Raw genomic sequence first — 24,722 nt, forward strand, 5'->3', positions numbered from 1 at the left:
ATCCTAGAGTGATAAAAAACGGGTGAGGGTAGTCAGATGGAATGGGTGGTTGTTCTGAAGCGCGATTGCGAAACCTGTCAGCTGGTGACGCCAGTGCTGGGTAAGCTTGCGCAGACCGCGCCGATGAAAATTTACAGTCAGGATGATCCGGCCTTTCCGGAAGATCTTGGCGGCGCACTGGATGATACCGGGCTGGCGACCTCCTGGTCGCTGGGTGTCGAGACGGTTCCGACCCTGATTCGCTATGAAAATGGTCAGGAGGTCGCACGAACCTTCGGATGGGACCGGGCGGAATGGATCAGCCTAACCGGCGACCCTGATCTGGGTGACGGACTGCCGGTCTTCCGGCCGGGTTGCGGCTCGAAAACCATGGATCCGGGAATGCCGGAACGGCTGGCTCTGAAATTCGGCGACATCAAGATCAATTCGCGCTCCATCGAGGTCGATGAGAATGATGATCCGATGGAGATTGCCTATGACCGTGGCTGGTCCGACGGTCTGCCGATCACTCCTCCGACCGATCTGCGGATCGCCCGGATGCTGGCCGGAACCACCCGAAAGGCAGATGAAATTATCGGTATCGTGCCGCCCAATCTGGTGGAATGTACGGTTGAGAAGGTGGCGATAAATGCGGTCATGGCGGGCTGTCGGCCGGATTATTTCCCGGTCGTTCTGGCCGCGCTGGAAGCTGCACTGATTCCTGAATTTTCCATGCATGGCCTGCTGGCGACGCTGTGGTTCTCGGGACCGGTGGTCATTGTCAACGGACCGGTTACCAAACGGATCGGCATGAACTGGGCCGGTAACGCGCTGGGGCAGGGCAATCGTGCCAACGCCACCATCGGGCGGGCACTTCAGCTGATCATTCGCAATGTCGGTGGCGGCAAACCGCAAGGCATTGACCGGTCGGTGATGGGTAACCCCGGCAAATACACTTTCTGCTTTGCCGAAGATGAAACTGACCCTGACTGGGTACCGCTGAATGTGGCGCGCGGTCATGCACCGGGTACCTCCAGCGTGACGCTGTTCCATGGTGACGGGGTGCAGGGTATCGCGGATCAGGCCGCACAGGGGCCGGAAGATCTGTCCCGCTCACTGGCAATGGGGCTGGCCGGGGTCTGTCATCCGAAACTGGCGGCCTGGGGAAATGCGATACTGGTTCTGTCGCCGGATCATTATGCGATCTACAAGCAGGCGGGATGGGGTCGCCCGGAAATCGAAGCTGCCCTGATCGAGTCGCTGCGGCGTCCGGGCAAGGATATTATCCGCGGAGCCGGAGGGGTCAGCATGGGTATTGACCCGTCCCGGGCAGAGGAAATGGTCGACAAGTTTCATCCCGGCGGCCTGCTGGTCGTTCGCGCCGGGGGGCCGGGAGGGTTGTTTTCGGCAGTTATCGGTGGCTGGACCGCCCAGCGCCGGGCCAAGGAAGTTCAGATCGTATCAAAGGAGATTGGAACATGACATCTGCGTCCTACACCATGCGGGATCCGACGGCGGAGACATCGCCCGTCATCCGGCATCGAATGAAGGCTCCGCCACTGGGGCCGGACACCACCATCGGTCTGCTGTCGATCTCGAAAGAGCGCAGCGTCGAGTTTCTCGACACCATTGACCGGCTGCTCAGCGAGCGGGGCTGCAAGGTGCTGCGGTTCGAGAAGCCGACCCATACAAAGCCCGCACCGGATTCTGTCATTCAGGACATTATCGAGCAGTGCGATGTGGTGGTCGAAGGCCTCGCCGACTGAGGGTCCTGTACGTCGTGCAGTTTGCATGACCAGCTGACTCTTGATCGTCGCGGCATTCCCGGCTGCGCTGTTGCCTCCGAAGCCTTCACACAGGCTGCCGAGGCGCAGATGACGGCGCTTGGTTTCACGGCTGACCTGGTCTGGGTGCCTCACCCGATCCAGAACCGGACCCCGGAACAACTGGCCGAGATCGCGGAAAAGGCGATCGCGGAAATTCTGCAGAAGATCGGCGGCTGATTGCCGCCGGTTATTCTGCTGCCGGCTGCTCGGGGAACCCTTCGAGGGTATGAAGTTCATGCCTGTCGCGATCAGCCACGGCGTCGGACTGCACATAGATGGTGAGCAGTCTGGCGATACTTTCGAGCGAATGAATATGTGTCCGCTCATAGCCGTGGCTGGCATCGACACCGAAGGTAATCAGCGCGGTCCGGATGTCATTCCCGGCTTCGACCGCTGAGGCCGCATCGCAGCGATAGAAGCGAAAGACTTCCCGTTGATGCTCAATGGCGTGATCCTTTGACAGACCGATCAGATGCCGGGTGAGGTGATAGTCAAACGGCCCGGTCTGGTCTGCCATGCCGATCGTCACCCCGAATTCGGAAGAGTTCTGTCCGGGCGCTGGTGTACCGTTGTCGACGGAGACCAGTTCGGAGACATCACCATGCAGCACGGCTGATGCGCCGGAGCCGACTTCCTCGGAAATCGTGAACAGGAAATGGCAGTCGATGGGCAGGCTGATGCTGTCACCGGCTTCATGAATGACGCGCAGTGCCTCCAGCATGGCGGCCACGCCACCCTTGTCGTCCAGATGACGGGAATTGATGAAACCGGCGGGGGTGAGTTCGGGCTGTGCGTCAATACTGACGATATCGCCAATATTGAAACCCAGTTCTTCGAGATCACGACGGTTCTTGACGATTTCATCGACCCGGATTTCAAGCTGGCGCCAGTCGACGGGCTGGGTGTCGATCTCCTTGTTGTAGGTGTGGCCGGATGCTTTCAGCGGCAGAATGGTGCCACGCCGGGGACCATCATCAGTGAAGATTGTGACCCGCGCGCCCTCCGCAAAACGTGACGACCAGTGGCCGATGGCAACCAGTTCCAGCCGGCCGTTTTCCTTCAGCATCTTGACCTGTGCGCCCAGTGTATCGACATGCCCGGCAACCGCCCGGTCGGGACTGGACTTCCGGCCTTTCAGATTGACCCGGATGGCCCCGCGCCGGGTCAGCTCGTACTCCGCCCCCATGGCGTCGAGCTTGCCACAGACGAGGCGCACAATGTTGTCGGTAAAGCCGACCGGGCTTGGCGTTGAGACCAGTTCGACCACGGTGTTGGCGATGCGTTCGGCAGAGACAGCCAGCGGTGCCGGGCTGTCTGGCACGGGGGTAAGGGTCATTCGGATCTCCGTTTGGTCTGAGGAAACAACATGTCGATGAATTTTTCAGCAGTGGGCTGAGGTTCGTGATTGGCGAGGCCCGGTCGTTCATTCGCTTCAATGATGACATAGTCGGGCTGGTCGACGGCAGGGACCAGAAAGTCCAGTCCGACGACAGGCATTTCCAGTACTGTCGCTGCATGTTCGGCAGCCCGGCAGAGGCTGGAATGCAGACGTGATGTCACATCATGGATGGTGCCGCCGGTATGCAGATTGGCGGTCTTGCGTACATTCAGGATATCGCCTTTCGGCAGGATGTCGTGCATCCGGTATCCGCCGAGCGTTACGCATCGTTCAGTTTCGGCATCCAGCGGAATGGTGCTTTCCCCGCCGGTGGCATTTGACCGGCGACGGCTCTGAACACGGATCAGTTCGCTGATGTCGTCCTGGCCATTGCCGGTAACGGCTGCGGGCAACCGGATCGCACCGGCCACCACCCGCCCGTCGATGACGATGATCCGCAGGTCTTCGCCACGGCAGAACTGTTCCAGAAGAACAACATCGTGATAGCTGTAAGCCTTCTCGATGGCGGCTTCGAGTTCGTCTTCCGAGCGGATATCGACACTGATACCGGCGCCCTGTTCACCCCGGGCAGGTTTTACAACGACCCGGCCATGTTCCTGCAGGAAGGCCCGGTTTTCCATTTTTGATCCGGCGTTGCGCTGATCGGGAACTGATAGTCCGCGCCGGGCCAGCAGCCGCCGTGTCAGCGCCTTGTTGTCGCAACGTGTCATGGCAACGGCAGAGGTCAGGTCGGTGAGGCTTTCGTGACAGGTGATCGACCGGCCACCAAGGGACAGCCTGAACAGACCGGAATCTGCATCTTCAACATCGACCGAGATACCGCGACGGCGGGCTTCCTTGACGATGATCCCGGCATAGGGATTCAGGGCGTCTTCCGGCTGGGGAGCGATGAACAGGTTTTCATTGATCGGGTTCTTGCGCTTGACCGTGAACTGCGGGACCTGAACAAAGCCGAGACGGTCATAGAGTTGCAGGGCGGCCTGATTGTCATGCATCACGCTGAGATCCATGAAAGACCGGCCCCGGGCCTGATAATGCTCGGCCAGGGTGCGGATCAGCATTTCACCTACGCGGGGTGTTGAACATTGCGGATCAACGGCCAGACACCAGAGACTGGAACCCAGTTCCGGGTCGTTGAAGGCGCGCTTGTGATCGACACCCATGACGGTTCCGACGATATCACCGGAGGTGGCATCTTCGGCGACCAGAAAGGTGAAGGTCCGGCTGTTCTTGCGGCTGCTGAGATCTTCAACTTCGATGGGCACCATCTTGTGCAGCGCATAAAGCCGGTTGATAGCTTCCGCATCCTGCCGGTCGCGTAATCGCCGGACGTTAAACCCGGGCACCTGTTCTTTCCGGGGGCGGTAATGCGGCAGCCACAGTCGCAATGTATGGCTGGGATCCAGAAACAGCTCCTGCGGGGCGACGGACAGGGCGACATGCGGATCAGAGATATAGATGGCGATGTCGCGTTCGTCGGACTTTTCGGTGCAGAGGGTTTCGGCAACCGCTTCGGCGCTGGCAAAGGTGTTGCCGAAGATCAGCCGTCCCCAGCCGCAATGAATCGTGGCATTGCTGTCAGGCCGGGCGGTGCGATGGTCTGCCGGCAGCAGCGAGGCATCCCGCGTCCGCCCGGGACGGGTGGCTGCGCGCTTGGTACTCATCTCAGACTCCCTGAACCTGGAACCAGTATTCCAGCAGGGCAATCTGCCAGAGCTTTGAGCCGCGCAACGGGGTCATATGCTCGGTCGGCGCTGCCAGCAGTTTGTCGACATAGGCAGGCTGGAACAGACCGCGCTCTCTGGCGGCAGGCTGTGACAGAATGTCGCGCACCCGCTCCAGCACATCGCCCTGCAGATGTTTGAGCGCAGGTACCGGGAAATAACCCTTGGGCCGGTCAATAACGGCTGACGGAATAACCGAACGGGAAGCTTCCTTCAGAACATGTTTCCCTTCACCGGCAATCTTGTGCTCGGCAGGGATACGGGCGGCCAGTTCGACCAGTTCGTGATCAAGAAACGGCACCCGGGCCTCCAGCCCGCAGGCCATTGTCATGTTATCGACCCGTTTGACCGGGTCATCGACCAGCATGACCGTGGTATCCATGCGCAGTGCCTTGTCGACGGGGTCGTCGGCGCCGGCTTCGGCAAAGCGTTCGGTAATGTAATCGAGGCTGTGGTCGCCACCGTGATGCCGGGGATCAACGGCGTCACAATATTCCGCGTAATCACGATCCCGGAAAACCCGTGAATATTCACCAACAGGATCGTTGTTGCCGACCATCGGCGGGTACCAGTGATAGCCGCCGAACACCTCGTCGGCACCCTGTCCGGACTGGACGACCTTGAGGTCTTTCGCGACTTCCTGGGACAGCAGATAGAAGCCGATGGCATCATGACTGACCATCGGTTCCGCCATGGCAGAGACGCAGCCTTCAAGGGAAGGCAGCAGCCGTTCCCGGCTGTTGACGCTGATCTTGTGATGTTTTGTGCCAAACTGTTCGGCAATGATGTCGGAATATCTGAATTCATCCCCGGCTTCGTCGCCAACGGTTTCAAAACCGACGGAGAATGTGTTGAGGCCGGTTTGCCCTTCCTCGGCCAGCAGTCCCACGATCAGCGATGAATCAACGCCACCAGACAGCAGCACCCCGACCGGGACATCAGCGACCAGACGGCGGCGAACGGCAACCCGCAGGGCCTCCAGCGTTGCATCGCGCCAGTCTTCAAAGCTGCGGGCTTCATCACCCGGTTTGCGGCCAAAATTCAGATTCCAGTAGACCCGCGTATGGCGACGGCCATCCGGTTCGATGCGCATTACGGAAGCCGGCGGCAGTTTGCGCACGCCTTTCAGGATGGTGAAGGGTGCGGGAACAACCGCATGAAAGGACATGTAATGATTCAGGGCGACCGGGTCGATGTCGGTATCCAGATCACCCGCTGCAATCAGGGCTGGCAGAAACGACGAGAAACGCAGCGCGCCGGGTGTTTCAGCGAGGTATAACGGTTTGATGCCGAGACGGTCGCGGGCCAGAAACAATCGCCCGCTGTCACGTTCTGCGATGGCGAAGGCAAACATGCCGTGGAAATGGTCGACGCAATTCTCACCCCAGGCATCATAGGCTTTCAGAATGACCTCGGTATCACCGCTGGAGAAGAACTGATAGCCCTTCGCCTGCAGGTCGAGTCGCAGTTCCTTGTAATTATAAATACAGCCATTGAAGACGATGGAGAGGCCGAGCTGAGGGTCGGTCATGGGCTGACCGGCACGGTCTGTCAGGTCGATGATCTTCAGGCGACGATGGGCGAGGCCAATTCCTGATTGTGCCCAGGCACCCGCAGCATCCGGGCCGCGCGGTGTCATGGCTTCGTTCATTCGTTCCAGTGCGCCCAGTGTTGCCGGTTTCCCGTCAAACCTGATCTCGCCTGCAATTCCACACATAAATTCGTTTCTCCCGTTCTGGATGAGGCGCCGACATGGGGCCCTGACACAAAAATAGCCACGATGTCGATGACATGTGGCGCAAAGGGTAAACGCAGGTAATGAGTGGAAGTTCCTGATCATATCAGGTTTTTTGTGAATCTCCAGCGACAGGCCGGAACCCGGTTATCCGGACGTGGCTGCTACGCCCGTTTTTTCTTCAGATCCCAGAACGGGGTGGGCACGACTTCGCAGGTTCGCTCACCATCCGGGGTGACGAGATCAAAGCGTTCACCGGGCACGGCTTCCGCTGTCGGCAGGTAAGCGAGACCGATATTCCGTCCGATGCGCGGGGAATGGGTGATGCTGGTCATCTTGCCGGCCAGATTGCCATTACGAAGCATCGGCCAGGGCCGGTCGTTCGAGGCGATAGGCTCGCCGTCGATGACCAGACCGACCAGCAACTGTTCCGGGCCGGTTTCGGATATCTGCTGCAGGGCGTCGCGGGCGATGAAATCGATCTCGGCCTCCAGATTCACCAGCCGTCCCAGTCCGACCTCGAACGGATTGTTGTCCATTGTCATGTCAGCACCATAGGACAGCATGGCCGCTTCCAGCCGCCGGATATGATTGGGGGCCGCGGGGGCGATGCCATGGGGCTTGCCTGCGGCCATGATCCGTTCCCACAGATGATCGCCGTAGCGGCCATCCAGCAGATAGATTTCATAGCCGAATTCGCCGCTCCAGCCGGAGCGGGAGATCAGCAACGGGATGTCGTCCAGGGTTGTCTCGACAAAACGGAAGAAGGAGAGACTGCGGATATCGTCACCGAACAGGGTTGCGGCGACTTCCATGGCCTTCGGTCCCTGCAACTGCAGGGGTGAAACATCGGGTTCATGAATCTGCACATCCATCCCGGCATTCAGGGCGATGCCGCGTGCCCAGAGCAGCACATCGGAATCAGCGATCGACAGCCAGAACCGGTCTTCATCAAGCCGGAGCAGCAGCGGGTCGTTGACGATGCCGCCCTTCTCGTCACAGAGCAGCACATATTTGCACTGTCCGATGGCGCAGTTGCTGAGATCTCGCGGGGTCAGAAGCTGTGTGAAGCGCAGTGCATCGGGGCCGGAAATTTCGACCTGCCGTTCGACGGCGACATCCCAGAGGGTCACGTCATTGACCAGCTTCCAGTAATCGGCCAGCGGGCTTTCAAACCACAGCGGCATATACATGTGATTATAAACGGTATAGGCGCTGAAGCCCCAGCGGCGGGTGGCATCGAAAAAAGGGGAACGCCGGATACGCGGGGAAATCGAGATAACAGGCAAACCAGACGACATGGCATTCCTCCCTGAATGTTTCCCGGAACAGGCACCGCGATTACGTTCTCTTTTTAACCGGTGAATGCGGTGGTCAAGTCCGCATTGCTTGGCCTGTCTTGGCGGATCGGCTAGAACGGCGGTTATAGACGCACAAGGAGAGAAAAATGCGCCCTTCAGGCCGTAAATTTGACGAATTGCGACCCATTTCGATCGAGACGGGAGTCAGCAAGCATGCAGAAGGCTCCTGCTTCATTTGTTTTGGCGATACACAGGTGCTGTGTACCGCCAGCGTTGACGAAAAGGTTCCGGGCTGGATGCGCAATTCCGGAAAGGGCTGGGTTACGGCTGAATACGGTATGCTGCCCCGGGCAACGGGTGATCGCATGGCGCGTGAAGCGGCCCGCGGCAAGCAAAGCGGGCGCACCCAGGAAATTCAGCGCCTGATCGGGCGCAGCCTTCGCGCGGTGGTTGATCTTGAAGGTCTGGGCGAAGTGCAGATCAAGGTCGACTGCGATGTCATCCAGGCTGATGGTGGCACGCGGACAGCGTCGATTACCGGCGGTTTTGTCGCTCTTTACGCGGCATTACAGCACATGCAGTCGCTGGGCAGCCTGACAACGATGCCGATTGAAACCCCGGTTGCGGCAATTTCCTGCGGCATCTTCCGCGGCGAGCCGGTGCTGGATCTGGATTACCTTGAAGACTCCACGGCCATGGCTGATGCCAATTTTGTGCTGAGCGGCGATGGTGGTATCGTCGAAATTCAGGCGACGGCTGAGGAAGAGCCTTTCGGGGACGAGGCTTTCACCGAACTTATGCGCCTTGCCCGCAAGGGTATTGCGGAACTGGTCGAGCATCAGGCAAAGGCGCTTGGTATCGATGACGGTGAGCCGGTTGACGAGGAAGAAGCGCCCTCTGAAACTGCGGATGAGAAGACGGAGACCGCTCCGGAGGATCAGCCGAAAGCCTGACCTGTATGGCCGGTAAAACGGATCAGCCCGGCCTGTTGCAGAACAGCCCGGGCTGACGACAATTTGAGTATTCGAGGGTGAGATGGCAGAGGCGAGCGTAACGCTCAGTAAAGAGATCATGCAGCTCCGGCAGTTTTTCCGGGCGGCAATGAACGATCAGCTGTTTGGTGATGAAATCGCCTGGGCAGCTCTTGCTCTGCTTGATCTCGATCAGATTGTCAGCTTGCCGGAAGATGCCCGTCGCAGCCGGTTGTTTTGTGATGCGCTGTCTGTCTGGACGGCGGTAGCAGGGACGGAACGGAAAAACAATTTCTCCGGCAGCGACCTGCTGGCCTCAACCGCACCTGTTGCGACACCCGGCCAGCTGATGCTGATTCTGACAGAAGTTATGGGGCTTGCCTCTCAGGATGCTGCTGCTGCACTTCGGCTGTCGGTCGCGGAGGCTGCTGATCTTGCAAAGGTGGCCCGGGCGGAACTGGAGCAGGGGGTGACGGGCAGGGTGCTGATCATTGAAGATGAGCCCCTGATTGCCGAAGGTGTCGCCATGCTGGTGGAAAGCCTGGGGGTGGAAGTTGTCGCCATGGCACGCAGCCGTGATCAGGCAGTGGCACTGGCGGCAAAACACCGGCCGGATGTCGTGCTGGCAGATTTTGATCTTGGAGGCGGTGGCACCGGGCTGGATGCGGTCAAGCAGATCAGTTCGGAAATGTCCGCCGTCGCGATTTTCATTACGGCCTTTCCGGATGAAGTGCTGACGGGTGAGGATTATGAACCCACCTTCGTCCTGGCCAAACCTTATCGGGAACGCGCCCTGAGAACGGCGTTGGCCTACAGTCTGAAAGCGCCCCGGGCGGAACTGGTAGAATAGAGGGATCGGAAATCAGGCGATGGAAAAGCGTGTCGTCAAATTGCAGGTCATGCTGAATGACAGCGAGCTTGAGGAAATCGATGACTGGCGGTTTGAAAACCGGGCTGCATCCCGGAGTGCTGCTGTCCGCGAACTTATTTTCGAGAGTCTTGAGAAGTGGAAGGAAACACGGCAGCAGGCGGCTTCATCTGATGATGAAGGCTGATCAGCCGTTAATAACCTGATCAAGAGCCCGGACCAGACGTTGTTCAGGATAGGGCTTTGGCACCAGCATATAATGGCTGAATTCTTCTGTCAGGCCGGCAGATGACCCGTAGGCGGTGGCGAAAATAAACGGTACCTGATGCTCCTGAAGCCACTGCGCCAGGGGGAAAACTTCACCATCCCGCAACGTAATATCCAGAATCGCCGCATCATATTCGGATTCCTCCGCCAGCGGCAGGGCATCCTTCAGGCTGGCCACTGGCCCGACAATTGTGCAGTCCCTGCTCTCCAGAATATCCGTGAGTTCCATTGCCGCGAGGATTTCGTCCTCGACGATCAATATGCGTTTTCCGGAAAGTTGAGTATTCTTTGTCATCAGGACTGCCGATCCACCAGATTTCAATACCATCAGAACAGGATGTACGCTTGTGAATCAAGAAAGTTCCGAAACGGACCCTATCTCCCCGGATCAGCTCGGGTCGGTCAATGCCGCTCTTGGCAGTGTCATGAGTTTCCGGACAATCTACATTTTTCTGTTTGGAGGTCTGGGCCTGATCGTGATCGCTGTGATCGCGGCGTCATGGCTGATGATGGAGCAGATCAAGGCGGACAGCTGGATCGAACACACGCTTCAGATTCAGGAAGATGCGCGTGAATATGAGGTTCTCGTACAGGATATGGAACTTGGATTCCGTGGGTATATTCTGAGCCGCAACCCCCGGTTTCTGGAACCCTATGCAACGGCACGGGCTGACCTTCCCCGGATGCAGGAGCGTCTGCAGGGACGGGTGGGGGATAACAGGGAACAGAGGGCGCGTCTGGAACGTATAGCCAAGCTGCTTGTTACTCATCAGATACTCATCGACAAGGCGCTGGATGCTGCGACGAAAGCGAATTTCGAAGGGGCTGTGCTGTTGTTCAGCAAGTCATTTGAAAACCGCATCATACCGGATCTGCATTTCGAGTTTGCGGCCTTTCAGAGAGAAGAGACCAGTCTGCTCGCGCAACGTCGTGCGGAAGCCGAAGCCCTTTCTGACTGGATGCTTGCTGCGGCAGGCGTGGCGATGGGCGGCGCGGTTATTACGCTTTGCCTGGCGATTATTCTCAGCCGCCGGCGATATCTCGCACTGGCGCGTAACGAGATGACGCTGAGCATGGAAAACAGCGAACTGGTCAAGAGCATGCGGCGCCGGGCGGAAGAACTGGCGGCAGCAAGGGATGAGGCAGAAGAGAGCACCCGTCGTGCAGAAGCCCTGTTGCGTGATGTTCATCATCGTGTTGGTAACTCGCTGCAACTTGTGGCGGCTTTTCTGGGTTTGCAGGCGAATCAGTCTGACAATGACGAATGCGTTGCCGCACTTCGTGCTGCGAGAGACCGGGTGCTGGCAATTGCCTCGGCCCAGCGGCGTCTGCGGATCAGTGAAAGCGGCGACAGCGTTGAAGCCCCGGATTTCATCAAGGCGATTGTTGAAGATCTGCGCGTCAACCTGCAGGAGGTCGGGCCGGTGACGCTGGAAAGCAGCAGTGAAGATCTCCAGCTTCTGTCGAAGGATGCGGTCTCGATTGGTGTTATCGTCACCGAACTGGCGACCAACGCGGTCAAATATGCCTTTCCCGGGAATGCAGAAGGTACGGTTACCGTGTCACTGACATCGCGGCATGACGGTGAAACCTATGTGCTTCGGGTGTCTGATGACGGTGTCGGACTGGACAGCGGGAATTCGACATTGAGTGGCGGACTGGGCTCACGGATCGTTGACCGGTTGGCCGCCGCCCTCGGAGGTGAAGTGGAACGGACAGAGTTTGCCGCTGGTACAGAACGCCCGGGGACTGTCGTTTCGGTTATCTTCCCCAACCCCCGGCTGATCTGAGCATCGTCAGGCTGAGCCCGTTTCATCGTCTTCAGCTTCTTTCTTTTCCTTGCGCCTGCCCATCAGCAGATCAGCCTCCAGCCGGGCGCGTTGCGCGACGTAGAACGCTTCGAGAAAGGGCTGGCAGGCTGCATCGGGCAGAGGTTTGGTGAAATCGATTTTACGGGCGATCCGCCGCGCCACATCCCGGCGGGTGGCATCCGCCGATTTTCCGGTTGCGCGCAAAACGGTCTCCAGTGTCTGCAATTCATAGACGCCGTAGATAGAAAGCTGTGCCGGTGTGAAACTGGAATGCGGCAGGGTCTGCTTCGCCGGAGACAGGCGGGATGACATTGCCTCGCCAATATCCTGTAGCAGTCGCGGGCGTGGCGCGATGATGACCCAGGTGCCGGAAACCAGATCACCAACCCGCAGCCGGTCCCGGTTGAAGAACGGCATGAAGACGAAGATGCCGATCCAGACCGCCGTCACAATGGTCTGCCAGGCTTCGACATTGTCAGATGGTGCGGTCGTCAGGAAGGTGATCGGCAGGAACAGTTCGACTTCACGCATGATGTTGCGGGCAATGACAGCTTCTGCGGTCAGTCTGCCGCCATGGCGGTCGGCCACCCGGATGCCCAGCATACGCTTGCCCGGAGTTGATCCGCGCCAGCGAATTTCAAACCAGCAGAAATAGAAACTCCGGATCAGGAAAGAGAGAACAAGGCTGATACTGAAGGTAATGCCGAGGGCAAGCTTGTCATCAATATTGAAATTCGCGTTGAAAAACCAGAGGCCAAGAAACGACAGAATCCAGGCAAGACTGACCAGAAAGCCAAGCACAATCAGGTCAATCAGCAGTGCCCCGAAACGGGTGCCGCGATCAGCAAGCCTGATGGTCAGCGGGACCCCTTCAGGGGTCATCAGGATGCGCTGTCCGGTCTTATGGTCAGCGGCGGCCAGAGCGACCTCCTGTCAGAAACCAGGTCATCCAGAGTGTCAGCATGATCAGGCCGATACCGTAACGGGCCGCGATATCCTGAATCAGTTGTCGTCCGAAGCCTTCAAGAAAAGCGGCGACAAACAGCATAACGACAGCAACAACCAGCATCTGCGCGGCGGTCCGTCCGGTTGCTGCGAGATTGTCGAGACGGCTGAGGCGACCGGGGAAGGCGACGGCCTGACCAAGCATCAGACCGCCGCCTCCGCAGATCAGGATTGCCAGTATTTCTGTTGTCCCGTGAATTGTCAGCCAGCCACCGAGATCGACGGCCATGCCGCGACTTGCATAGAGGGCGATGAAGGCGCCGACGGAACAGCCATTATAGAACAGCAGCAGCATGGTCGGGATGCCAAAGGCGAAACCGAGAGCAAAGGCCAGCAGGCCGATCCCCGCATTGTGGGAGAACAGGAAGGCGGTAAAGAACTGCAGGTGACTGATATGCAATCCGGTATCATCATATATGACAGCCCGAAGATCGGTGTCAGACGTGGTTGGTGTTCGTCCTCCGGCCATTTCCGCCGGGATGAAGCTGTAGAACCAGTCTGGATTTCCGGCGACCAGCAGATAGCTGACCAGGGCGCCGAATGTGAAGATAATCCCGGCGACCAGGATATAGGCTGCACCCTGTCGTATGGCCGCAGGCAGACTGTGCCATATCAGGTGCCAGAGGCTTGCCGTAAAGCCGGTATTGATCCCGTAAATCGCCAGATAAGCCCTTGTCGAGAGCGTCTCCAGATAAGCCAGAACCGCAGCATCAAGCGAGGTTGCGCGGGCCACTGACAGGGAAGAAAGGGTCTGACGATACAGGACGGGCAGTTTCAGGGTGTCTTCGGCGGACAGTTTGCGCAGTCCCTTTTTCTCTATCCGGGTGACAAGCTTGTCCAGTTCGCGCCACAGATGTTCGCGTTCCTGTCGAAAAACAGTGCTTTTCAGAGCAGAACCGGCGGCTACTGTCTTGACGGGGCCTGCCATCAGATCGCATCCCGCCGCTTGAGGCGCATATAACTGTTCAGCAGTTCGGTTCCGAATTCTCCGGCTGTTGTCTCGATACAATCGACACCCATCCGGCGCAGCCGTTCCAGTACAATCCGCCGGTCCCGCAGGGCGGTGTCCGCAACGATGGCCCGTCCCATGTCAGCCAGTGACGTGACGGTGTTGTTTTGCAGTGCTTCCAGTGTGCTGTTCGAGAAGGTGACAAACAGAACCAGATGCCGCCGTGACAGACGGGCGATGTTTTCCATCATCAGTTCTGCGGAGATCACATCTTCAAAATCAGTCAGCACAACGATCAGCGAGCGCCGGTTCAGGGTTGCAGCAATGCGGGTAAGTGACAGGGTAAAGTTGGTTTCCGCCGTGCTATAGCCAATCTCGGCGGCGATTTTCCGGACCATGGTAAATCCCTGGGGGCCACCAACCGGGGGCATTCCCGCATCCAGATCGGCATTGAATCCCTGAAGGCCGAAGCGATCACCGTCCCTGAGGGCGATATAGCCAAGTTGCAGTGCGGCAGTCACCGCGTGGTCCAGCCGGGCAATACCGTCGATTGTCTCCCCCATCAGCCGGCCATTATCTACGGCCATGACGATCTGATGATTCCGCTCGGTCCGGAATTCCTTGCAGATCAGCTGCCGGTGCCGGGCGGTCTGTTTCCAGTCAATCGACCGGTGGTCCAGCCCCGGTACATATTCCCGCAGGGCATCAAATTCGGACCCGTCGCCCTGCAGCAGCTGCGGTTTGCTGCCAAACAGGCTGTCGCGTGCGTCGAAGGCAATCGCGGCCCGCCGGACAGCACGAATATTAGGTATCACCGGCACGTCGGCACCAACCGGAATCCGGAGGCTGCGCCGGGTCAGCCGCCATATGCCTTCCCAGGCAATCCAGATTGCCGGAACATGCGCAATGCCGCGGCGGACCGGCAGAATATCCAGATCTTCCCTGTGTTCGCCGGCTGGCAGGTCACCGGGCAGGTTGCGCCATGACAGCATCACAGTGTCATCCGGACATTCGACGGCCAGTTGCACCCGGTGTAGCGGTATCTGTGCGTTAATGAGAATGCCGGCCCGTTCAGCCTCTCCGACAAACAGGGCCGCCGGCCCGTCCATATGCACGCGGACATCGCCCGCCCGTGCCAGACGCAAGCCGTCGAACAGGATCACGGCCAGAACCAGCAGCATCAGCCAGAGCGGCATCATCCAGTAATCGGGCATGATGGTCACCACCATGATCGACAGAATGACAACGACACCGGCCAGCAGGGCCGCACGGACGGTCGGCATGAACATCAGCGGGGGGCCGCGATCTCGGCAAGGATGGCGTTGACGACAGACTCTGTTGTGACGCCTTCGATTTCGGCGCCCGGCGAAAGCTGGATGCGATGACGCAAAGCCGGCAGTGCGAGGGTTTGAATATCATCGGGGATGACATAATCCCGTCCCTGCAGGGCAGCATGTGCCCGGGAGGCGATCGCCAGCATATTGGCCGCCCGTGGAGAGGCCCCGACGGACAGTGACGGATGTTCCCGCGTTGCGCGGACAAGATCGACGATATAGTCGATCAGGTCGTCAGTGATGCGCAGTCTGGCGACGGCGCTCCGGATATCCGAAAGCTCGGCGAGCGAGGCAACACGCTGCACATCAAAGGCGGTCAGGTCCGGCATGGTGCTGCGATGACCATGACGGGCGACAATTGCCCGTTCCTGATCGCGGTCCGGGTAGTCGATGATATGTTTGAACAGGAACCGGTCGAGCTGTGCTTCAGGTAACGGATAGGTTCCCTGCTGTTCAATCGGGTTCTGGGTTGCAATGACCATGAAGCCATTGCCCAGCGGATAGCTGTCACCGTCAATGGTGACCACGCGTTCCTGCATGGCCTGCAACAGGGCGGCCTGGGTTTTCGGCGGAGTCCGGTTGATTTCGTCAGCCAGCAACAGTTCGGTAAAAATCGGTCCCTTGGTCAGATGAAAGCTGTTGCTCTGGAAATTGAACAGATTGGTGCCGATGACATCGCCCGGCATCAGGTCGGGGGTGAACTGGATCCGACCGAATTTCATATCCACGGCGGCGGCAAAGCTTTGTACCAGCAATGTTTTGGCCGTGCCGGGAACACCTTCCAGCAACAGATGGCCTTCTGACAGCAGGGCGACCGTCAGCAGGTCGACAGCCACGTCCTGGCCGACAACGACCTTCGCAATCTCTTCTCGCAATCTGGCGCTGAACGCGCCGATTTCATCGGGTCCCATGCATAACCTCATGACTCCAGTGGTTTAGTTTCCCGGCCCAGAAGCGGGTTTCGGACTTGCTGGCGGCTTTGGCGGTGCCGGTAAAGCCAAGATGGTCCAGCATCTGATGGATATCGCCTGCGACACCCCGGCGCCGTGCAATGATGGCCAGCCGCCGGACTTTCTGCTCATCTGAAAGTCCGGAGGGCAGATGCAGCGAGGCGGCCACCTTCCGGATTGTCATCGCTGCATATTCCCGGCCCAGCAGGCGGGTATCACCCCTTTGTTCCAGCAGGGTGGCCGTCACATCGTAAAGTGCCGCCCGGCCCATGTTGTATTCGCGCTGGCGGCGCAGCGGCGGGCCAAACCGTTTTATCCCGGCTAGGATCAGCAGCATCAGGGCAGTCAGAGCCGTCAGGGTTGCAGCCAGCAGCGGCGGCGTCAGAATATTCCGCCACAGGTCCGGGCTCTGGCCAAAGCCGTGAATGGTTTCATCGAAAATGATCGCGGCGTCTTCTGGTCCGGCAGTCTGGATAATCCGGTAGGTCACTTCTGCGTTACGTCCACGCAGCAGCCCCTGATTGTTCAGAATATCCGGATCGGACAAAATATAATGATTGCTGAACCGGTTTCCGATTTTCGCCAGCAGTACACCGTCCCCGATTCTCAGCACCGGGAACATTCCGGCAGACTGATGCAGCAACTGCAAGTCGTCGACATCCGGGCGAGGGGCATTGCGTCCGAAGATGCCCGTTAGCGCGGCTGTTCTTCCGGTTCTGTAGACGGTCAGCCCGTCGAGAAGGATGTCTGCAATCTTGTCGACCTGCGGTGCCGGTGCCAGGCTGGCCTCGCTAATCCATAACGGGTTTTCGGGATGCGGGTGGGGGAATCGTTTTGGCAGGACATAGAGAGTTCGCTGATCCCGCCCGACGGTTTTCAGGAAATCGCGGAGCAGCTCCCTGTCCCGCGGTTCTGCGGCAATCAGCAGGTTCATATTCCCTGCCTTGGCGGCAGAGCTGGTGCGGCTGATTATCACTGTCCGGCCGGTGGCCCTGAATGTCTCTGCCAGTCCTTTATGACCGACGGCAGAGACCGAATAGGTGCTGGTTCTGAAATCACGCCGGACAGCCTGGTCCGGCGCGAAAACGGAGATCAGGATGATACCGGTGAATGACAGAATGCCGGTGATAATCAGGGCAGCAACTGTGCGGGATGAGAATATGTTGCTGGTCATGCCTTCTGATGCCTCCGAATCAGAGCGCTGACGTCGGCAAACAGGCTCTCGAACTCCTGTGGTGAGGATGTACGGCCTGCATAGTGAACGGCCTCCCGAACGCCAACCAGTCGCTGCAGCAGATGGCGGGTTGGCTCGTCTCCCTGAAGCTGGCTGACCAGATGTCGTGCGGTCTGGGACCGGCGTTCCCGGCGCTCATCGTCATCCAGTACCGATCCCAGCGCGGCACGGAACAGACAGGCCGCCGCGGCATCCAGATCGCCTGCATCAATCAGCTTCCGGGCGGTGGACAGCAGGTCGTGATGTTCTGCCCCCTTTGTTTGTCTGTCTGTGCCCTGGTCTGTCGGACTGCCGGTTTTCAGCTGGCGAATCCGGGGGGCAAGCCATCGATAAGCTATAACCGTTGCCATCACCGCAACAGACAGCAGAACAATCAGCAGGATTACCTGAGCGATATCTCCCAGACCCTGCACGACATTCACCAGGTCGCTCAGGCCGGAGCCATCCGGCAGCCGGTCAAGCAACCATTTGAGAAAATCGACAATGGACCGCAAAAAGGATTCCAGCCATTCAGGCGGGGGCTGTTGTTCCGGGACAGGTTGCGCAGCAGGAAACGCGGTCTGAAAATCCGGATCGGACAGAACGGTTTTCGCTGTTGAGATAATGTCGTGTGCGCTCATCGGCAGGGGCAGTCGTACAAGAGGCTATCCTTTGAGCCGAAGATCTGAAATATCTCTCATAAGGCGAAGTTTGCGTTGTCCGTTAAAGACCTGCAAGCAGCCTTGCAATCATCGGCTGGCGGACAATCTGTATTATTACAGCTCCGACGACCCACAGATGGCAGGAACAGAATGAAATGGATCGTACGAACTCTGGTGCTGCTGGCTGTGCTGGCTGCTGGGCCACTGGTCGCCGTGACGTCGGGGCTTGCCGACATGTCGCGTAGCTGGCAGACGGCCAGTCGTGAATCCACCGATCAGTCACCGGACCCCGCAACAACGCAGGAAGCTGTTGTGCAGGTGTTCGCCGCACGCGCATGGTCCTGGCGCGGTGCATTCGGTGTGCATAGCTGGATTGCGGCAAAGCGCACAGGTGCGGACAGTTACCGTGTTTATGAAGTGATCGGCTGGCGGGCCAGACGTGGCATGTCTGTGATCTCGGTGAATGGCCGGGAGCCGGATGGCCGCTGGTTCGGGTCAGCCCCCGAATTGCTCCGCGATCTGCGGGGGCCGGGTGTTGACCGGATCATTGATGACATCGAGGCTGCGGTGAAGACCTATCCTTATCCGGATGAATACCGGGTCTGGCCGGGGCCTAACTCGAATACCTTCATTGCACATATTGGCCGGGAAGTACCGGACCTGAAGATGGATTTGCCATCAACTGCCATCGGCAAGGACTGGATTCCGTCGAATATTGTGGCTTCGGCACCGAGCGGCACCGGATTCCAGCTGAACGTTCTGGGAGTCCTCGGTGTCCTCGCGGCAAAGGAGGAGGGGCTGGAGATCAACCTGCTTGGCCTGACCTTCGGGATTGATCCGCTGGACCCGGCGATCAAGCTGCCGGGCGTTGGTCGTCTGGGGCCGGCAACGAAACCAATTCAGGTTCCTGCCGAATAGACTTTCGCTCACTTCCCTGCTTTGGCATTAATGCGCAATGAGCATTTGGGGCAAGGTAGTGGGTGTTGCAGCCGGTCTGGCGCTTGGCGGACCGCTCGGCGCGATCATTGGACTGGCGGGCGGTCATGTTTATGACCGGATGCGGGGTGGCGAAACCGGCGGTGGCGGTATGGCGCCTGCGTTTGGTCATGTCACTGAAGATCAGAAACGGCAGGCATTCGCGGTCGGTGTCATCGTGCTGTGCGCCAAGATGGCGAAGGCCGACGGACAGGTCACCCGTGATGAGATTGATGCGTTCAAGCGCATCTTTCGGGTCGCACCGGAAGATGCGGCAAAGGTAGGCAGCCTGTTTGATGAAGCCCGCAAGGATGCGGGCGGGTTTGAACCATATGCCCGGCAGCTTGGCGCGCTGTTTCGCAACAACAAGGCGGTTCTTGAGGAATTGCTGGCCGGACTGTGCGTCATCGCCATGGCGGACGGCGTGCTGCATCCTGATGAACAGCGTTTTCTGGAACGCGTGGCCCTGCAATTTGATCTGCCGGATGCCTCGGTTGAGCGGATCATCGCAACCCATATCCGGCTTGATGACGCTCCTGATCCCTACAAGGTGCTCGGCGTTACCCGCGAGATGAGTGATGACGAACTGAAATCAGCCTATCGCAAACTGGTCCGGGATCATCACCCTGACCGGCTGGTGGCTCAGGGGATGCCGGATGAATTTATTGATCAGGCCACGGAAAAGCTGGCGACCATCAATGCGTCCTGGGACCGCATCGAGAAAGAACGCGGCCTGAACTGAGATCAGGTCAGGCCGGTTCAGGGATCAGCTCAGTGCAGGTCGCGGGCCAGTTCGGCCCGGACGGCTTCGGGAAGCACCGCCATATGAGTGTAGTTCTCATGTGAGGTGCCGATAATCACCTGGGTGCCTTCATTCTTGAATTTTGCGGCCTGTTCGTCGGTGAACCGGAAATGCAGGAAATGCACGGCAGAGGTTTTGCCTTCCGGCGTCGTCCGCTCCACATCCTGTTCCGGTTCGGCCTTGATGGTTTCACCGTCAAACGAGAGGGTGATCATGTCTTCGATCCAGCCCAGCCGTTTCAGCGCATTGCGGCGGCGGGTTTCGTCTTCGATCTGGAACATCAGGGTGCAGACCAGATTCCGGCCTTTGGGGATCAGCGGATTGTAGGCCGTCAGTTCGTCAGCGAGCTGCTCATCACCCCCCTTTTCGATGTAGAGCATTTCATGAACCTGATGCCACATCGTCTCGTAGGATTCGAAATAGAAGGTGGCGAAGGGGCCCAGCTCAAGACGACGCTGTTTCTTGTGGGCGGCCATTTCCCGGCGCTTGTCCTTGCGAAGCGGACCGTACTCGCTCATCGACATGATGTCGTCTTGGGTAATCTCAATCTTCTTGACCATCATTTCAGGCTCCTTGTCGTCTGTGTGTTGCCCCTGGCGCCGGCTTAAAGGCCATAGGCGCGGGCAAAAATCTGGATGGGATGGACGGACTGTTCCGGCACGGCCGGGTCTTCATCTTTCCGTATGGCTTCCATTCCCTGGAGGATATGGGCACCGGCCAGCGGGCATTCGCTGGCAACATATTTCTTGTTGTTCTTCAGCGCGGTGCGGGCAACCGGCTTGCCAATTTTCAGGGCTGTTTCGAAGTTGTCCTTCATCACACCCCAGGCGCCGCCATGACCGGAACAACGCTCAATCACCGCGAGGTCGGCTTCCGGAATGAGACGCAGCATCTCGGTTGCCTTCGCGCCCATGTTCTGGGCCCGGCTGTGGCAGCTGATATGCATGGTCACACCGCCATCAAGAGGTTGCAGACCTTCAGCCAGTCCGCTCTTCTTGTTCATGTCGACAACGAATTCGGTGATATCGAAGGTCGCTTTCGACAGTTTCGCGATGTCTTCATTCTCGGGCAGAATCAACGGCCATTCAAATTTCATCATCAGGGCGCAGCTGGGGATCGGGGCAACGATGTCGTAGCCTTTCTCCACATAGGGCAGCAGCTCCTTCACCACGCTTTTCGCATGTTCGGCAACGCGCTCGATATCGCCGCTTTCCAGTTGCGGCATGCCACAGCAGCGCGGATAGACAACCTCGGTCTCGACGCCGTTCTTTGCCATCACGTTCAGTGCGGCCTCGCCGATTTCAGGGTTGTTGTAGTTGCTGAAGCAGGTGGCATAGAGCACCGCCTTGCGGCCATATCCGGGGGCATCTTTATTGACCTGCGGCGGGTTCGATTTTGCCCGGCCGACAAGGGTGCGGCCCGTGCATTTCGGCAGGTCTGCGTTGCGGTCGATACCGGCGACGCCTTCCATGACCGGACGGGTCAGGCCGTTCTTGCGGTCGGTTGCCCAGTTGGTCAGTCCGGCAACAGCGCCACCCAGCTTACCATTGCGGTCGGTTTCCTTGACCTGCTTTTCCATGAAAGGCTGGCCGCCCTTCTTCAGCTCGACGGCACGATGCCGGAGCATGAGATGCGGAAAATCGAGATTGAATTCATGGGGTGGAACGTAGGGGCATTTCACCATGAAGCAGAGATCGCAAAGCGTGCAGGCATCGACGACGGATTTGTAATCGTCCTTTGCAACGCCATCGACTTCGCCGGTTGAACTTTCATCGACCAGGTCGAACAGGCGGGGGAAAGAATCGCAGAGATTGAAACAGCGCCGACAGCCATGGCAGATATCGAACGCCCGTTCCAGTTCTGCCTCAAGCTTCGATTCGTCCCAGAAATCCGGGTTGTTCCAGTCAATGGGGTGCCGAACCGGCGCGTCCAGATTACCTTCCTGCATGATGCCTCTCCTGCCTGAATCTGAAATATCTTACATAACGATAAAGACCGACGCTGCCAGCCGACTGCCGGCAGCGTCGGTTTTCGCTATCAGCCGAGCTCGGTGAGCGCTTTCTGGAAGCGGCCGGCGTGGCTCTTTTCAGCCTTTGCGAGGGTTTCGAACCAATCTGCGATTTCGTCGAAACCTTCTTCGCGCGCGGTGCGTGCCATGCCCGGATACATATCGGTGTATTCATGGGTTTCACCCGCAACAGCGGACTTCAGGTTGGCTTCGGTGCTGCCGATCGGCTCACCGGTTGCCGGATCACCTGTTTCTTCAAGAAATTCGAGGTGACCAAAAGCATGGCCGGTTTCGCCTTCCGCAGTGGAGCGGAACAGGGCAGACGTGTCGTTGTAGCCTTCAACATCCGCCTTCTGAGCGAAATAGAGGTAGCGACGGTTAGCCTGGCTTTCGCCAGCAAAAGCAGCTTTCAGGTTATCTTCGGTCTTCGAGCCAGCTAGGGACATGATTGCCTCTCCCAAAATCAGTTAACAGAACATCCGACCAACCGGTCCGGAAGGTCAGGATGGTATCACTGCTGTGTGACCTGATAGTTATGGGAGGTCGTGACGCGGGTGTCAATAAATTAGAATAGTTCTAAACTATTTTGTTGCCCGCAGACGCACGATTACCTCGACACCGGCAATTTCCGTTCCTGCGGGTGGTGTCGGGATGGTGCCGAGAGGAATGCTTTCGGCGTCGATATCCAGCAGGCTGCCCGTGCTCTCACAGAAAAAGTGATGATGGGCGTTGATGTTGGTATCGAAATAAGAACGACCGGACTCAACCACAATCTCTTTCAGCAGACCGGCGCCGGTGAACTGGTTCAGGGTATTGTAGACCGTCGCAAGGGATACCTGCACGCCACTGCCAACAACTTCCTGATGAAGCTGCTCGGCAGTTACGTGGCGATCGTCGCCTTCAAGCAACAGCTTACCCAGCGCCATACGCTGCCGTGTCGGGCGGAGCCCGGCGTCCCGCAGTTGCTCGCAAACTTTCTGAAATGGTCGTGTCATGTCTTAAACAATCCAGTCACTGTCAGGTCTCATATGGTGTCATGCTGATGGGGCACAAGAGAGCCGTTAATGAAAATTAGAACGATTCGAAAGATTTGCCAAGCCATAGCGAAGGTTTTTCATAGCGTCACCCGTGATTGCACCGTGCCATCCGGTGCTTTATGGATGTGGCAGTATTCGCAAGATAGCAACGGGGCAACACGTTGGAACAACAGAACAGCTTTAGTTACGAAGAACTGCTGGAATGTGGGCATGGTCGCCTGTTCGGGCCGGGAAACGCCCAGCTCCCGCTGCCGCCCATGCTGATGTTTGACCGCATCACTCACATTTCCTCGGAAGGTGGCGCATACGGGAAGGGCGAAATTGTCGCTGAACTCGATGTCACGCCTGACCTGTGGTTTTTCAAATGCCACTTTGAGGGCGACCCGGTCATGCCGGGATGTCTGGGTCTGGATGCGATGTGGCAGCTTGTCGGTTTCTTTCTCGGCTGGATGCAGGCACCGGGGCGCGGACGTGCGCTCGGTGTCGGTGAAGTAAAATTTACCGGCCAGGTCCTCGAAACCGTGAAGAAGGTTACCTATCATATTGATCTCAAACGGGTCATCATGCGCCGCCTGGTCATGGGCATTGCCGATGGTGTGGTGAAAGCGGATGGGGAAACCATCTATGAGATCAAGGACATGAAGGTCGGCCTGTTCCAACAACCGGAGACTACCTGATGAAACGCGCCGTCATTACCGGCATGGGTATCGTCTCGCCGATCGGTAACGATTGTGGTGAGGTGCTTGATTCCCTCAAAACCGGTCGCTCGGGCATTGTTTTCTGCCCGGAATATGCAGAACTTGGTATGCGCAGTCACGTCCATGGCGCGCCGCAGATCGATCTGGACGAACGTCTTGATCGCAAGCAGCGCCGTTTCATGGGTGATGGCGCTGCCTACAATTATCTCGCCATGCAGCAGTCGATTGCCGATGCCGGGCTGGAAGACAGCGACGTATCAAACGAACGTACCGGTCTGATCATGGGATCGGGCGGGCCGTCGACCAAGAACCTGCTCGCAGCTTTTGACACGACCCGTGAGCGTGGTCCGCGCAAGGTTGGGCCGTTCATGGTCCCCCGGACCATGTCGAGCACCAATTCGGCAACGCTGGCGACCCCGTTCAAGATCAAGGGCGTGAATTACTCGATCACCTCGGCCTGCTCCACCAGTGCACATTGCATCGGTAATGCCTACGAGATGATCCAGATGGGCAAACAGGATATCGTTTTCGCCGGTGGTGGCGAGGAACTGGACTGGACGATGACCGTTCTGTTCGATGCGATGCCTGCCTTGTCATCGAATTACAATGACACGCCGACCCGCGCTTCGCGTCCCTATGACAAGAACCGCGATGGTTTTGTGATCGCCGGTGGCGGTGGCACGGTGGTTGTCGAGGAACTGGAGCATGCGCTGGCGCGTGGTGCGAAGATTTATGGCGAAATCGTCGGTTACGGTGCGACATCTGATGGTTATGACATGGTTCAGCCGTCCGGTGAGGGTGCGGCCCGCTGCATGAAGCTGGCGATGTCGACGGCCGGAGCGCCGGTTGATTACATCAACACCCATGGTACCTCGACCCCGGTCGGCGACACCAAGGAACTGGAAGCCATTCGCGCCACCTTTGGCGAGAGCAATCGTATTCCGGCGATCTCCTCGACCAAGTCACTCACGGGCCATTCACTGGGGGCCACGGGTGTACATGAGGCGATTTATTCGCTGCTGATGCTGGATAATGATTTCATTGCGGCTTCTGCCAATGTGGAAGAACTGGATGAGGGGGCAGAAGGTATGCCGATCATCACGGAGATGCAGGACAAGGCTGGCATCAATTGCGTGATGTCGAACAGCTTCGGGTTCGGGGGAACCAATGCCTCGCTCGTTTTCAAGCGGTACGAGGCCTGATCGACG

General features: G+C 58.2%; 26 protein-coding genes. 11 read left to right on the forward strand and 15 right to left on the reverse strand.

Annotated features, from left to right (window positions below; all coding sequences use genetic code 11):
• The first annotated feature begins 36 nt into the window (after nt 1-36).
• From GH722_08895 to GH722_08905, 3 genes are read left to right on the forward strand one after another with little or no spacing between them, the layout of a single operon-like run.
• Nucleotides 37-1,461, forward strand: coding sequence for a thioredoxin (locus tag GH722_08895; GenBank protein ID MRG71886.1), 1,425 nt, complete (start codon nt 37-39; stop codon nt 1,459-1,461).
• Complete coding sequence (locus GH722_08900; GenBank protein ID MRG71887.1) at nt 1,458-1,745, forward strand: hypothetical protein; 288 nt, start codon at nt 1,458-1,460, stop codon at nt 1,743-1,745. The genes GH722_08895 and GH722_08900 overlap by 4 nt, the downstream gene beginning before the upstream one ends.
• A gap of 21 nt (nt 1,746-1,766) precedes the next feature.
• Nucleotides 1,767-1,982 (forward strand): hypothetical protein, encoded by a 216-nt coding sequence (locus GH722_08905; protein ID MRG71888.1) that lies wholly within the window; start codon nt 1,767-1,769, stop codon nt 1,980-1,982.
• Between the two features lie 10 nt (nt 1,983-1,992).
• Here the strand turns inward: GH722_08905 and GH722_08910 are convergent, their stop codons facing one another.
• The 4 genes from GH722_08910 to GH722_08925 form a co-directional block, all read right to left on the reverse strand.
• Nucleotides 1,993-3,141: an osmoprotectant NAGGN system M42 family peptidase gene (locus GH722_08910; GenBank protein ID MRG71889.1), complete on the reverse strand. Its 1,149-nt coding sequence runs from the start codon at nt 3,139-3,141 to the stop codon at nt 1,993-1,995.
• Nucleotides 3,138-4,868, reverse strand: coding sequence for an N-acetylglutaminylglutamine synthetase (gene ngg, locus GH722_08915; GenBank protein MRG71890.1), 1,731 nt, complete (start codon nt 4,866-4,868; stop codon nt 3,138-3,140). The genes GH722_08910 and ngg overlap by 4 nt, the downstream gene beginning before the upstream one ends.
• Nucleotide 4,869: 1 nt before the next feature.
• Entirely contained in the window at nt 4,870-6,645 is a 1,776-nt protein-coding gene (locus GH722_08920) for an N-acetylglutaminylglutamine amidotransferase (GenBank protein ID MRG71891.1), read from the reverse strand.
• A gap of 182 nt (nt 6,646-6,827) precedes the next feature.
• Nucleotides 6,828-7,964, reverse strand: a complete 1,137-nt coding sequence (locus tag GH722_08925) for a dimethylsulfoniopropionate demethylase (protein ID MRG71892.1) — start codon at nt 7,962-7,964, stop codon at nt 6,828-6,830.
• A 146-nt stretch (nt 7,965-8,110) separates the two neighbouring features.
• Between GH722_08925 and GH722_08930 the strand changes: the two genes are divergently transcribed.
• The 3 genes from GH722_08930 (at nt 8,111) to GH722_08940 (ending at nt 9,990) form a co-directional block, all read left to right on the forward strand.
• A complete protein-coding gene (locus GH722_08930) occupies nt 8,111-8,917 on the forward strand; it encodes a ribonuclease PH (protein ID MRG71893.1) in 807 nt (268 codons plus the stop codon).
• Nucleotides 8,918-8,999: 82 nt separating this feature from the next.
• Nucleotides 9,000-9,785 (forward strand): response regulator, encoded by a 786-nt coding sequence (locus tag GH722_08935; GenBank protein ID MRG71894.1) that lies wholly within the window; start codon nt 9,000-9,002, stop codon nt 9,783-9,785.
• A gap of 19 nt (nt 9,786-9,804) precedes the next feature.
• On the forward strand, nt 9,805-9,990 hold the full coding sequence (locus tag GH722_08940) for a hypothetical protein (protein ID MRG71895.1): 186 nt from the start codon (nt 9,805-9,807) through the stop codon (nt 9,988-9,990).
• Here the strand turns inward: GH722_08940 and GH722_08945 are convergent, their stop codons facing one another.
• Nucleotides 9,991-10,398, reverse strand: a complete 408-nt coding sequence (locus GH722_08945; protein ID MRG71896.1) for a response regulator — start codon at nt 10,396-10,398, stop codon at nt 9,991-9,993.
• 97 nt (nt 10,399-10,495) lie between these two features.
• Between GH722_08945 and GH722_08950 the strand changes: the two genes are divergently transcribed.
• Nucleotides 10,496-11,860 (forward strand): hypothetical protein, encoded by a 1,365-nt coding sequence (locus GH722_08950; protein ID MRG71897.1) that lies wholly within the window; start codon nt 10,496-10,498, stop codon nt 11,858-11,860.
• Nucleotides 11,861-11,866: 6 nt separating this feature from the next.
• On the opposite strand, the gene GH722_08955 is transcribed toward GH722_08950, so the two are convergent.
• From GH722_08955 to GH722_08980, 6 genes are read right to left on the reverse strand one after another with little or no spacing between them, the layout of a single operon-like run.
• Nucleotides 11,867-12,763 carry an RDD family protein gene (locus GH722_08955; GenBank protein ID MRG71898.1) on the reverse strand — a complete coding sequence of 299 codons (897 nt, stop codon included), beginning with the start codon at nt 12,761-12,763 and terminating at the stop codon, nt 11,867-11,869.
• A 25-nt stretch (nt 12,764-12,788) separates the two neighbouring features.
• The gene (locus GH722_08960; GenBank protein ID MRG71899.1) at nt 12,789-13,814 is read right to left on the reverse strand and encodes a stage II sporulation protein M; all 1,026 of its coding nucleotides are present in this window, start codon (nt 13,812-13,814) and stop codon (nt 12,789-12,791) included.
• Complete coding sequence (locus tag GH722_08965; GenBank protein ID MRG71900.1) at nt 13,814-15,124, reverse strand: DUF58 domain-containing protein; 1,311 nt, start codon at nt 15,122-15,124, stop codon at nt 13,814-13,816. The genes GH722_08960 and GH722_08965 overlap by 1 nt, the downstream gene beginning before the upstream one ends.
• Nucleotides 15,124-16,080: an AAA domain-containing protein gene (locus tag GH722_08970; protein MRG71901.1), complete on the reverse strand. Its 957-nt coding sequence runs from the start codon at nt 16,078-16,080 to the stop codon at nt 15,124-15,126. Before GH722_08970 ends, GH722_08965 begins: the two co-directional genes overlap by 1 nt.
• Nucleotides 16,067-17,293: a hypothetical protein gene (locus tag GH722_08975; GenBank protein ID MRG71902.1), complete on the reverse strand. Its 1,227-nt coding sequence runs from the start codon at nt 17,291-17,293 to the stop codon at nt 16,067-16,069. Before GH722_08975 ends, GH722_08970 begins: the two co-directional genes overlap by 14 nt.
• Nucleotides 17,290-17,973: a DUF4129 domain-containing protein gene (locus GH722_08980; GenBank protein MRG71903.1), complete on the reverse strand. Its 684-nt coding sequence runs from the start codon at nt 17,971-17,973 to the stop codon at nt 17,290-17,292. The genes GH722_08975 and GH722_08980 overlap by 4 nt, the downstream gene beginning before the upstream one ends.
• Nucleotides 17,974-18,144: 171 nt before the next feature.
• Here GH722_08980 and GH722_08985 point away from each other — a divergent pair, with 171 nt between their 5' ends.
• Both GH722_08985 and GH722_08990 read left to right on the forward strand, forming a co-directional pair.
• Nucleotides 18,145-18,912, forward strand: a complete 768-nt coding sequence (locus GH722_08985) for a DUF3750 domain-containing protein (GenBank protein MRG71904.1) — start codon at nt 18,145-18,147, stop codon at nt 18,910-18,912.
• 37 nt (nt 18,913-18,949) lie between these two features.
• Nucleotides 18,950-19,711: a DnaJ domain-containing protein gene (locus GH722_08990; protein ID MRG71905.1), complete on the forward strand. Its 762-nt coding sequence runs from the start codon at nt 18,950-18,952 to the stop codon at nt 19,709-19,711.
• Nucleotides 19,712-19,740: 29 nt separating this feature from the next.
• On the opposite strand, the gene GH722_08995 is transcribed toward GH722_08990, so the two are convergent.
• The 4 genes from GH722_08995 to GH722_09010 form a co-directional block, all read right to left on the reverse strand.
• Nucleotides 19,741-20,334 (reverse strand): DUF3501 family protein, encoded by a 594-nt coding sequence (locus GH722_08995; GenBank protein MRG71906.1) that lies wholly within the window; start codon nt 20,332-20,334, stop codon nt 19,741-19,743.
• A gap of 41 nt (nt 20,335-20,375) precedes the next feature.
• Entirely contained in the window at nt 20,376-21,719 is a 1,344-nt protein-coding gene (locus tag GH722_09000) for a glycerol-3-phosphate dehydrogenase (GenBank protein ID MRG71907.1), read from the reverse strand.
• A gap of 89 nt (nt 21,720-21,808) precedes the next feature.
• Nucleotides 21,809-22,225, reverse strand: a complete 417-nt coding sequence (locus tag GH722_09005) for a rubrerythrin (protein MRG71908.1) — start codon at nt 22,223-22,225, stop codon at nt 21,809-21,811.
• A 135-nt stretch (nt 22,226-22,360) separates the two neighbouring features.
• Entirely contained in the window at nt 22,361-22,774 is a 414-nt protein-coding gene (locus GH722_09010) for a transcriptional repressor (protein ID MRG71909.1), read from the reverse strand.
• Nucleotides 22,775-22,977: 203 nt separating this feature from the next.
• Between GH722_09010 and fabA the strand changes: the two genes are divergently transcribed.
• Nucleotides 22,978-23,493, forward strand: coding sequence for a 3-hydroxyacyl-[acyl-carrier-protein] dehydratase FabA (gene fabA / locus GH722_09015; protein MRG71910.1), 516 nt, complete (start codon nt 22,978-22,980; stop codon nt 23,491-23,493).
• Nucleotides 23,493-24,716, forward strand: a complete 1,224-nt coding sequence (gene fabB, locus GH722_09020; GenBank protein ID MRG71911.1) for a beta-ketoacyl-ACP synthase I — start codon at nt 23,493-23,495, stop codon at nt 24,714-24,716. The genes fabA and fabB overlap by 1 nt, the downstream gene beginning before the upstream one ends.
• Nucleotides 24,717-24,722 lie beyond the last annotated feature (6 nt).

Source organism: Alphaproteobacteria bacterium HT1-32 (assembly GCA_009649675.1).
Classification (GTDB): domain Bacteria; phylum Pseudomonadota; class Alphaproteobacteria; order Rhodospirillales; family HT1-32; genus HT1-32.

Coding starts and splice junctions, on each gene's coding strand:
- GH722_08895 (MRG71886.1), top strand. CDS start 37: ATGGAATGGGTGGTTGTTCTGAAGCGCGATTGCGAAACCTGTCAGCTG.
- GH722_08900 (MRG71887.1), top strand. CDS start 1,458: ATGACATCTGCGTCCTACACCATGCGGGATCCGACGGCGGAGACATCG.
- GH722_08910 (MRG71889.1), bottom strand. CDS start 3,141: ATGACCCTTACCCCCGTGCCAGACAGCCCGGCACCGCTGGCTGTCTCT.
- ngg (MRG71890.1), bottom strand. CDS start 4,868: ATGAGTACCAAGCGCGCAGCCACCCGTCCCGGGCGGACGCGGGATGCC.
- GH722_08920 (MRG71891.1), bottom strand. CDS start 6,645: ATGTGTGGAATTGCAGGCGAGATCAGGTTTGACGGGAAACCGGCAACA.
- GH722_08925 (MRG71892.1), bottom strand. CDS start 7,964: ATGTCGTCTGGTTTGCCTGTTATCTCGATTTCCCCGCGTATCCGGCGT.
- GH722_08930 (MRG71893.1), top strand. CDS start 8,111: ATGCGCCCTTCAGGCCGTAAATTTGACGAATTGCGACCCATTTCGATC.
- GH722_08935 (MRG71894.1), top strand. CDS start 9,000: ATGGCAGAGGCGAGCGTAACGCTCAGTAAAGAGATCATGCAGCTCCGG.
- GH722_08940 (MRG71895.1), top strand. CDS start 9,805: ATGGAAAAGCGTGTCGTCAAATTGCAGGTCATGCTGAATGACAGCGAG.
- GH722_08945 (MRG71896.1), bottom strand. CDS start 10,398: ATGGTATTGAAATCTGGTGGATCGGCAGTCCTGATGACAAAGAATACT.
- GH722_08950 (MRG71897.1), top strand. CDS start 10,496: ATGAGTTTCCGGACAATCTACATTTTTCTGTTTGGAGGTCTGGGCCTG.
- GH722_08955 (MRG71898.1), bottom strand. CDS start 12,763: ATGACCCCTGAAGGGGTCCCGCTGACCATCAGGCTTGCTGATCGCGGC.
- GH722_08960 (MRG71899.1), bottom strand. CDS start 13,814: ATGGCAGGCCCCGTCAAGACAGTAGCCGCCGGTTCTGCTCTGAAAAGC.
- GH722_08965 (MRG71900.1), bottom strand. CDS start 15,124: ATGTTCATGCCGACCGTCCGTGCGGCCCTGCTGGCCGGTGTCGTTGTC.
- GH722_08970 (MRG71901.1), bottom strand. CDS start 16,080: ATGGGACCCGATGAAATCGGCGCGTTCAGCGCCAGATTGCGAGAAGAG.
- GH722_08975 (MRG71902.1), bottom strand. CDS start 17,293: ATGACCAGCAACATATTCTCATCCCGCACAGTTGCTGCCCTGATTATC.
- GH722_08980 (MRG71903.1), bottom strand. CDS start 17,973: ATGAGCGCACACGACATTATCTCAACAGCGAAAACCGTTCTGTCCGAT.
- GH722_08985 (MRG71904.1), top strand. CDS start 18,145: ATGAAATGGATCGTACGAACTCTGGTGCTGCTGGCTGTGCTGGCTGCT.
- GH722_08990 (MRG71905.1), top strand. CDS start 18,950: ATGAGCATTTGGGGCAAGGTAGTGGGTGTTGCAGCCGGTCTGGCGCTT.
- GH722_08995 (MRG71906.1), bottom strand. CDS start 20,334: ATGATGGTCAAGAAGATTGAGATTACCCAAGACGACATCATGTCGATG.
- GH722_09000 (MRG71907.1), bottom strand. CDS start 21,719: ATGCAGGAAGGTAATCTGGACGCGCCGGTTCGGCACCCCATTGACTGG.
- GH722_09005 (MRG71908.1), bottom strand. CDS start 22,225: ATGTCCCTAGCTGGCTCGAAGACCGAAGATAACCTGAAAGCTGCTTTT.
- GH722_09010 (MRG71909.1), bottom strand. CDS start 22,774: ATGACACGACCATTTCAGAAAGTTTGCGAGCAACTGCGGGACGCCGGG.
- fabB (MRG71911.1), top strand. CDS start 23,493: ATGAAACGCGCCGTCATTACCGGCATGGGTATCGTCTCGCCGATCGGT.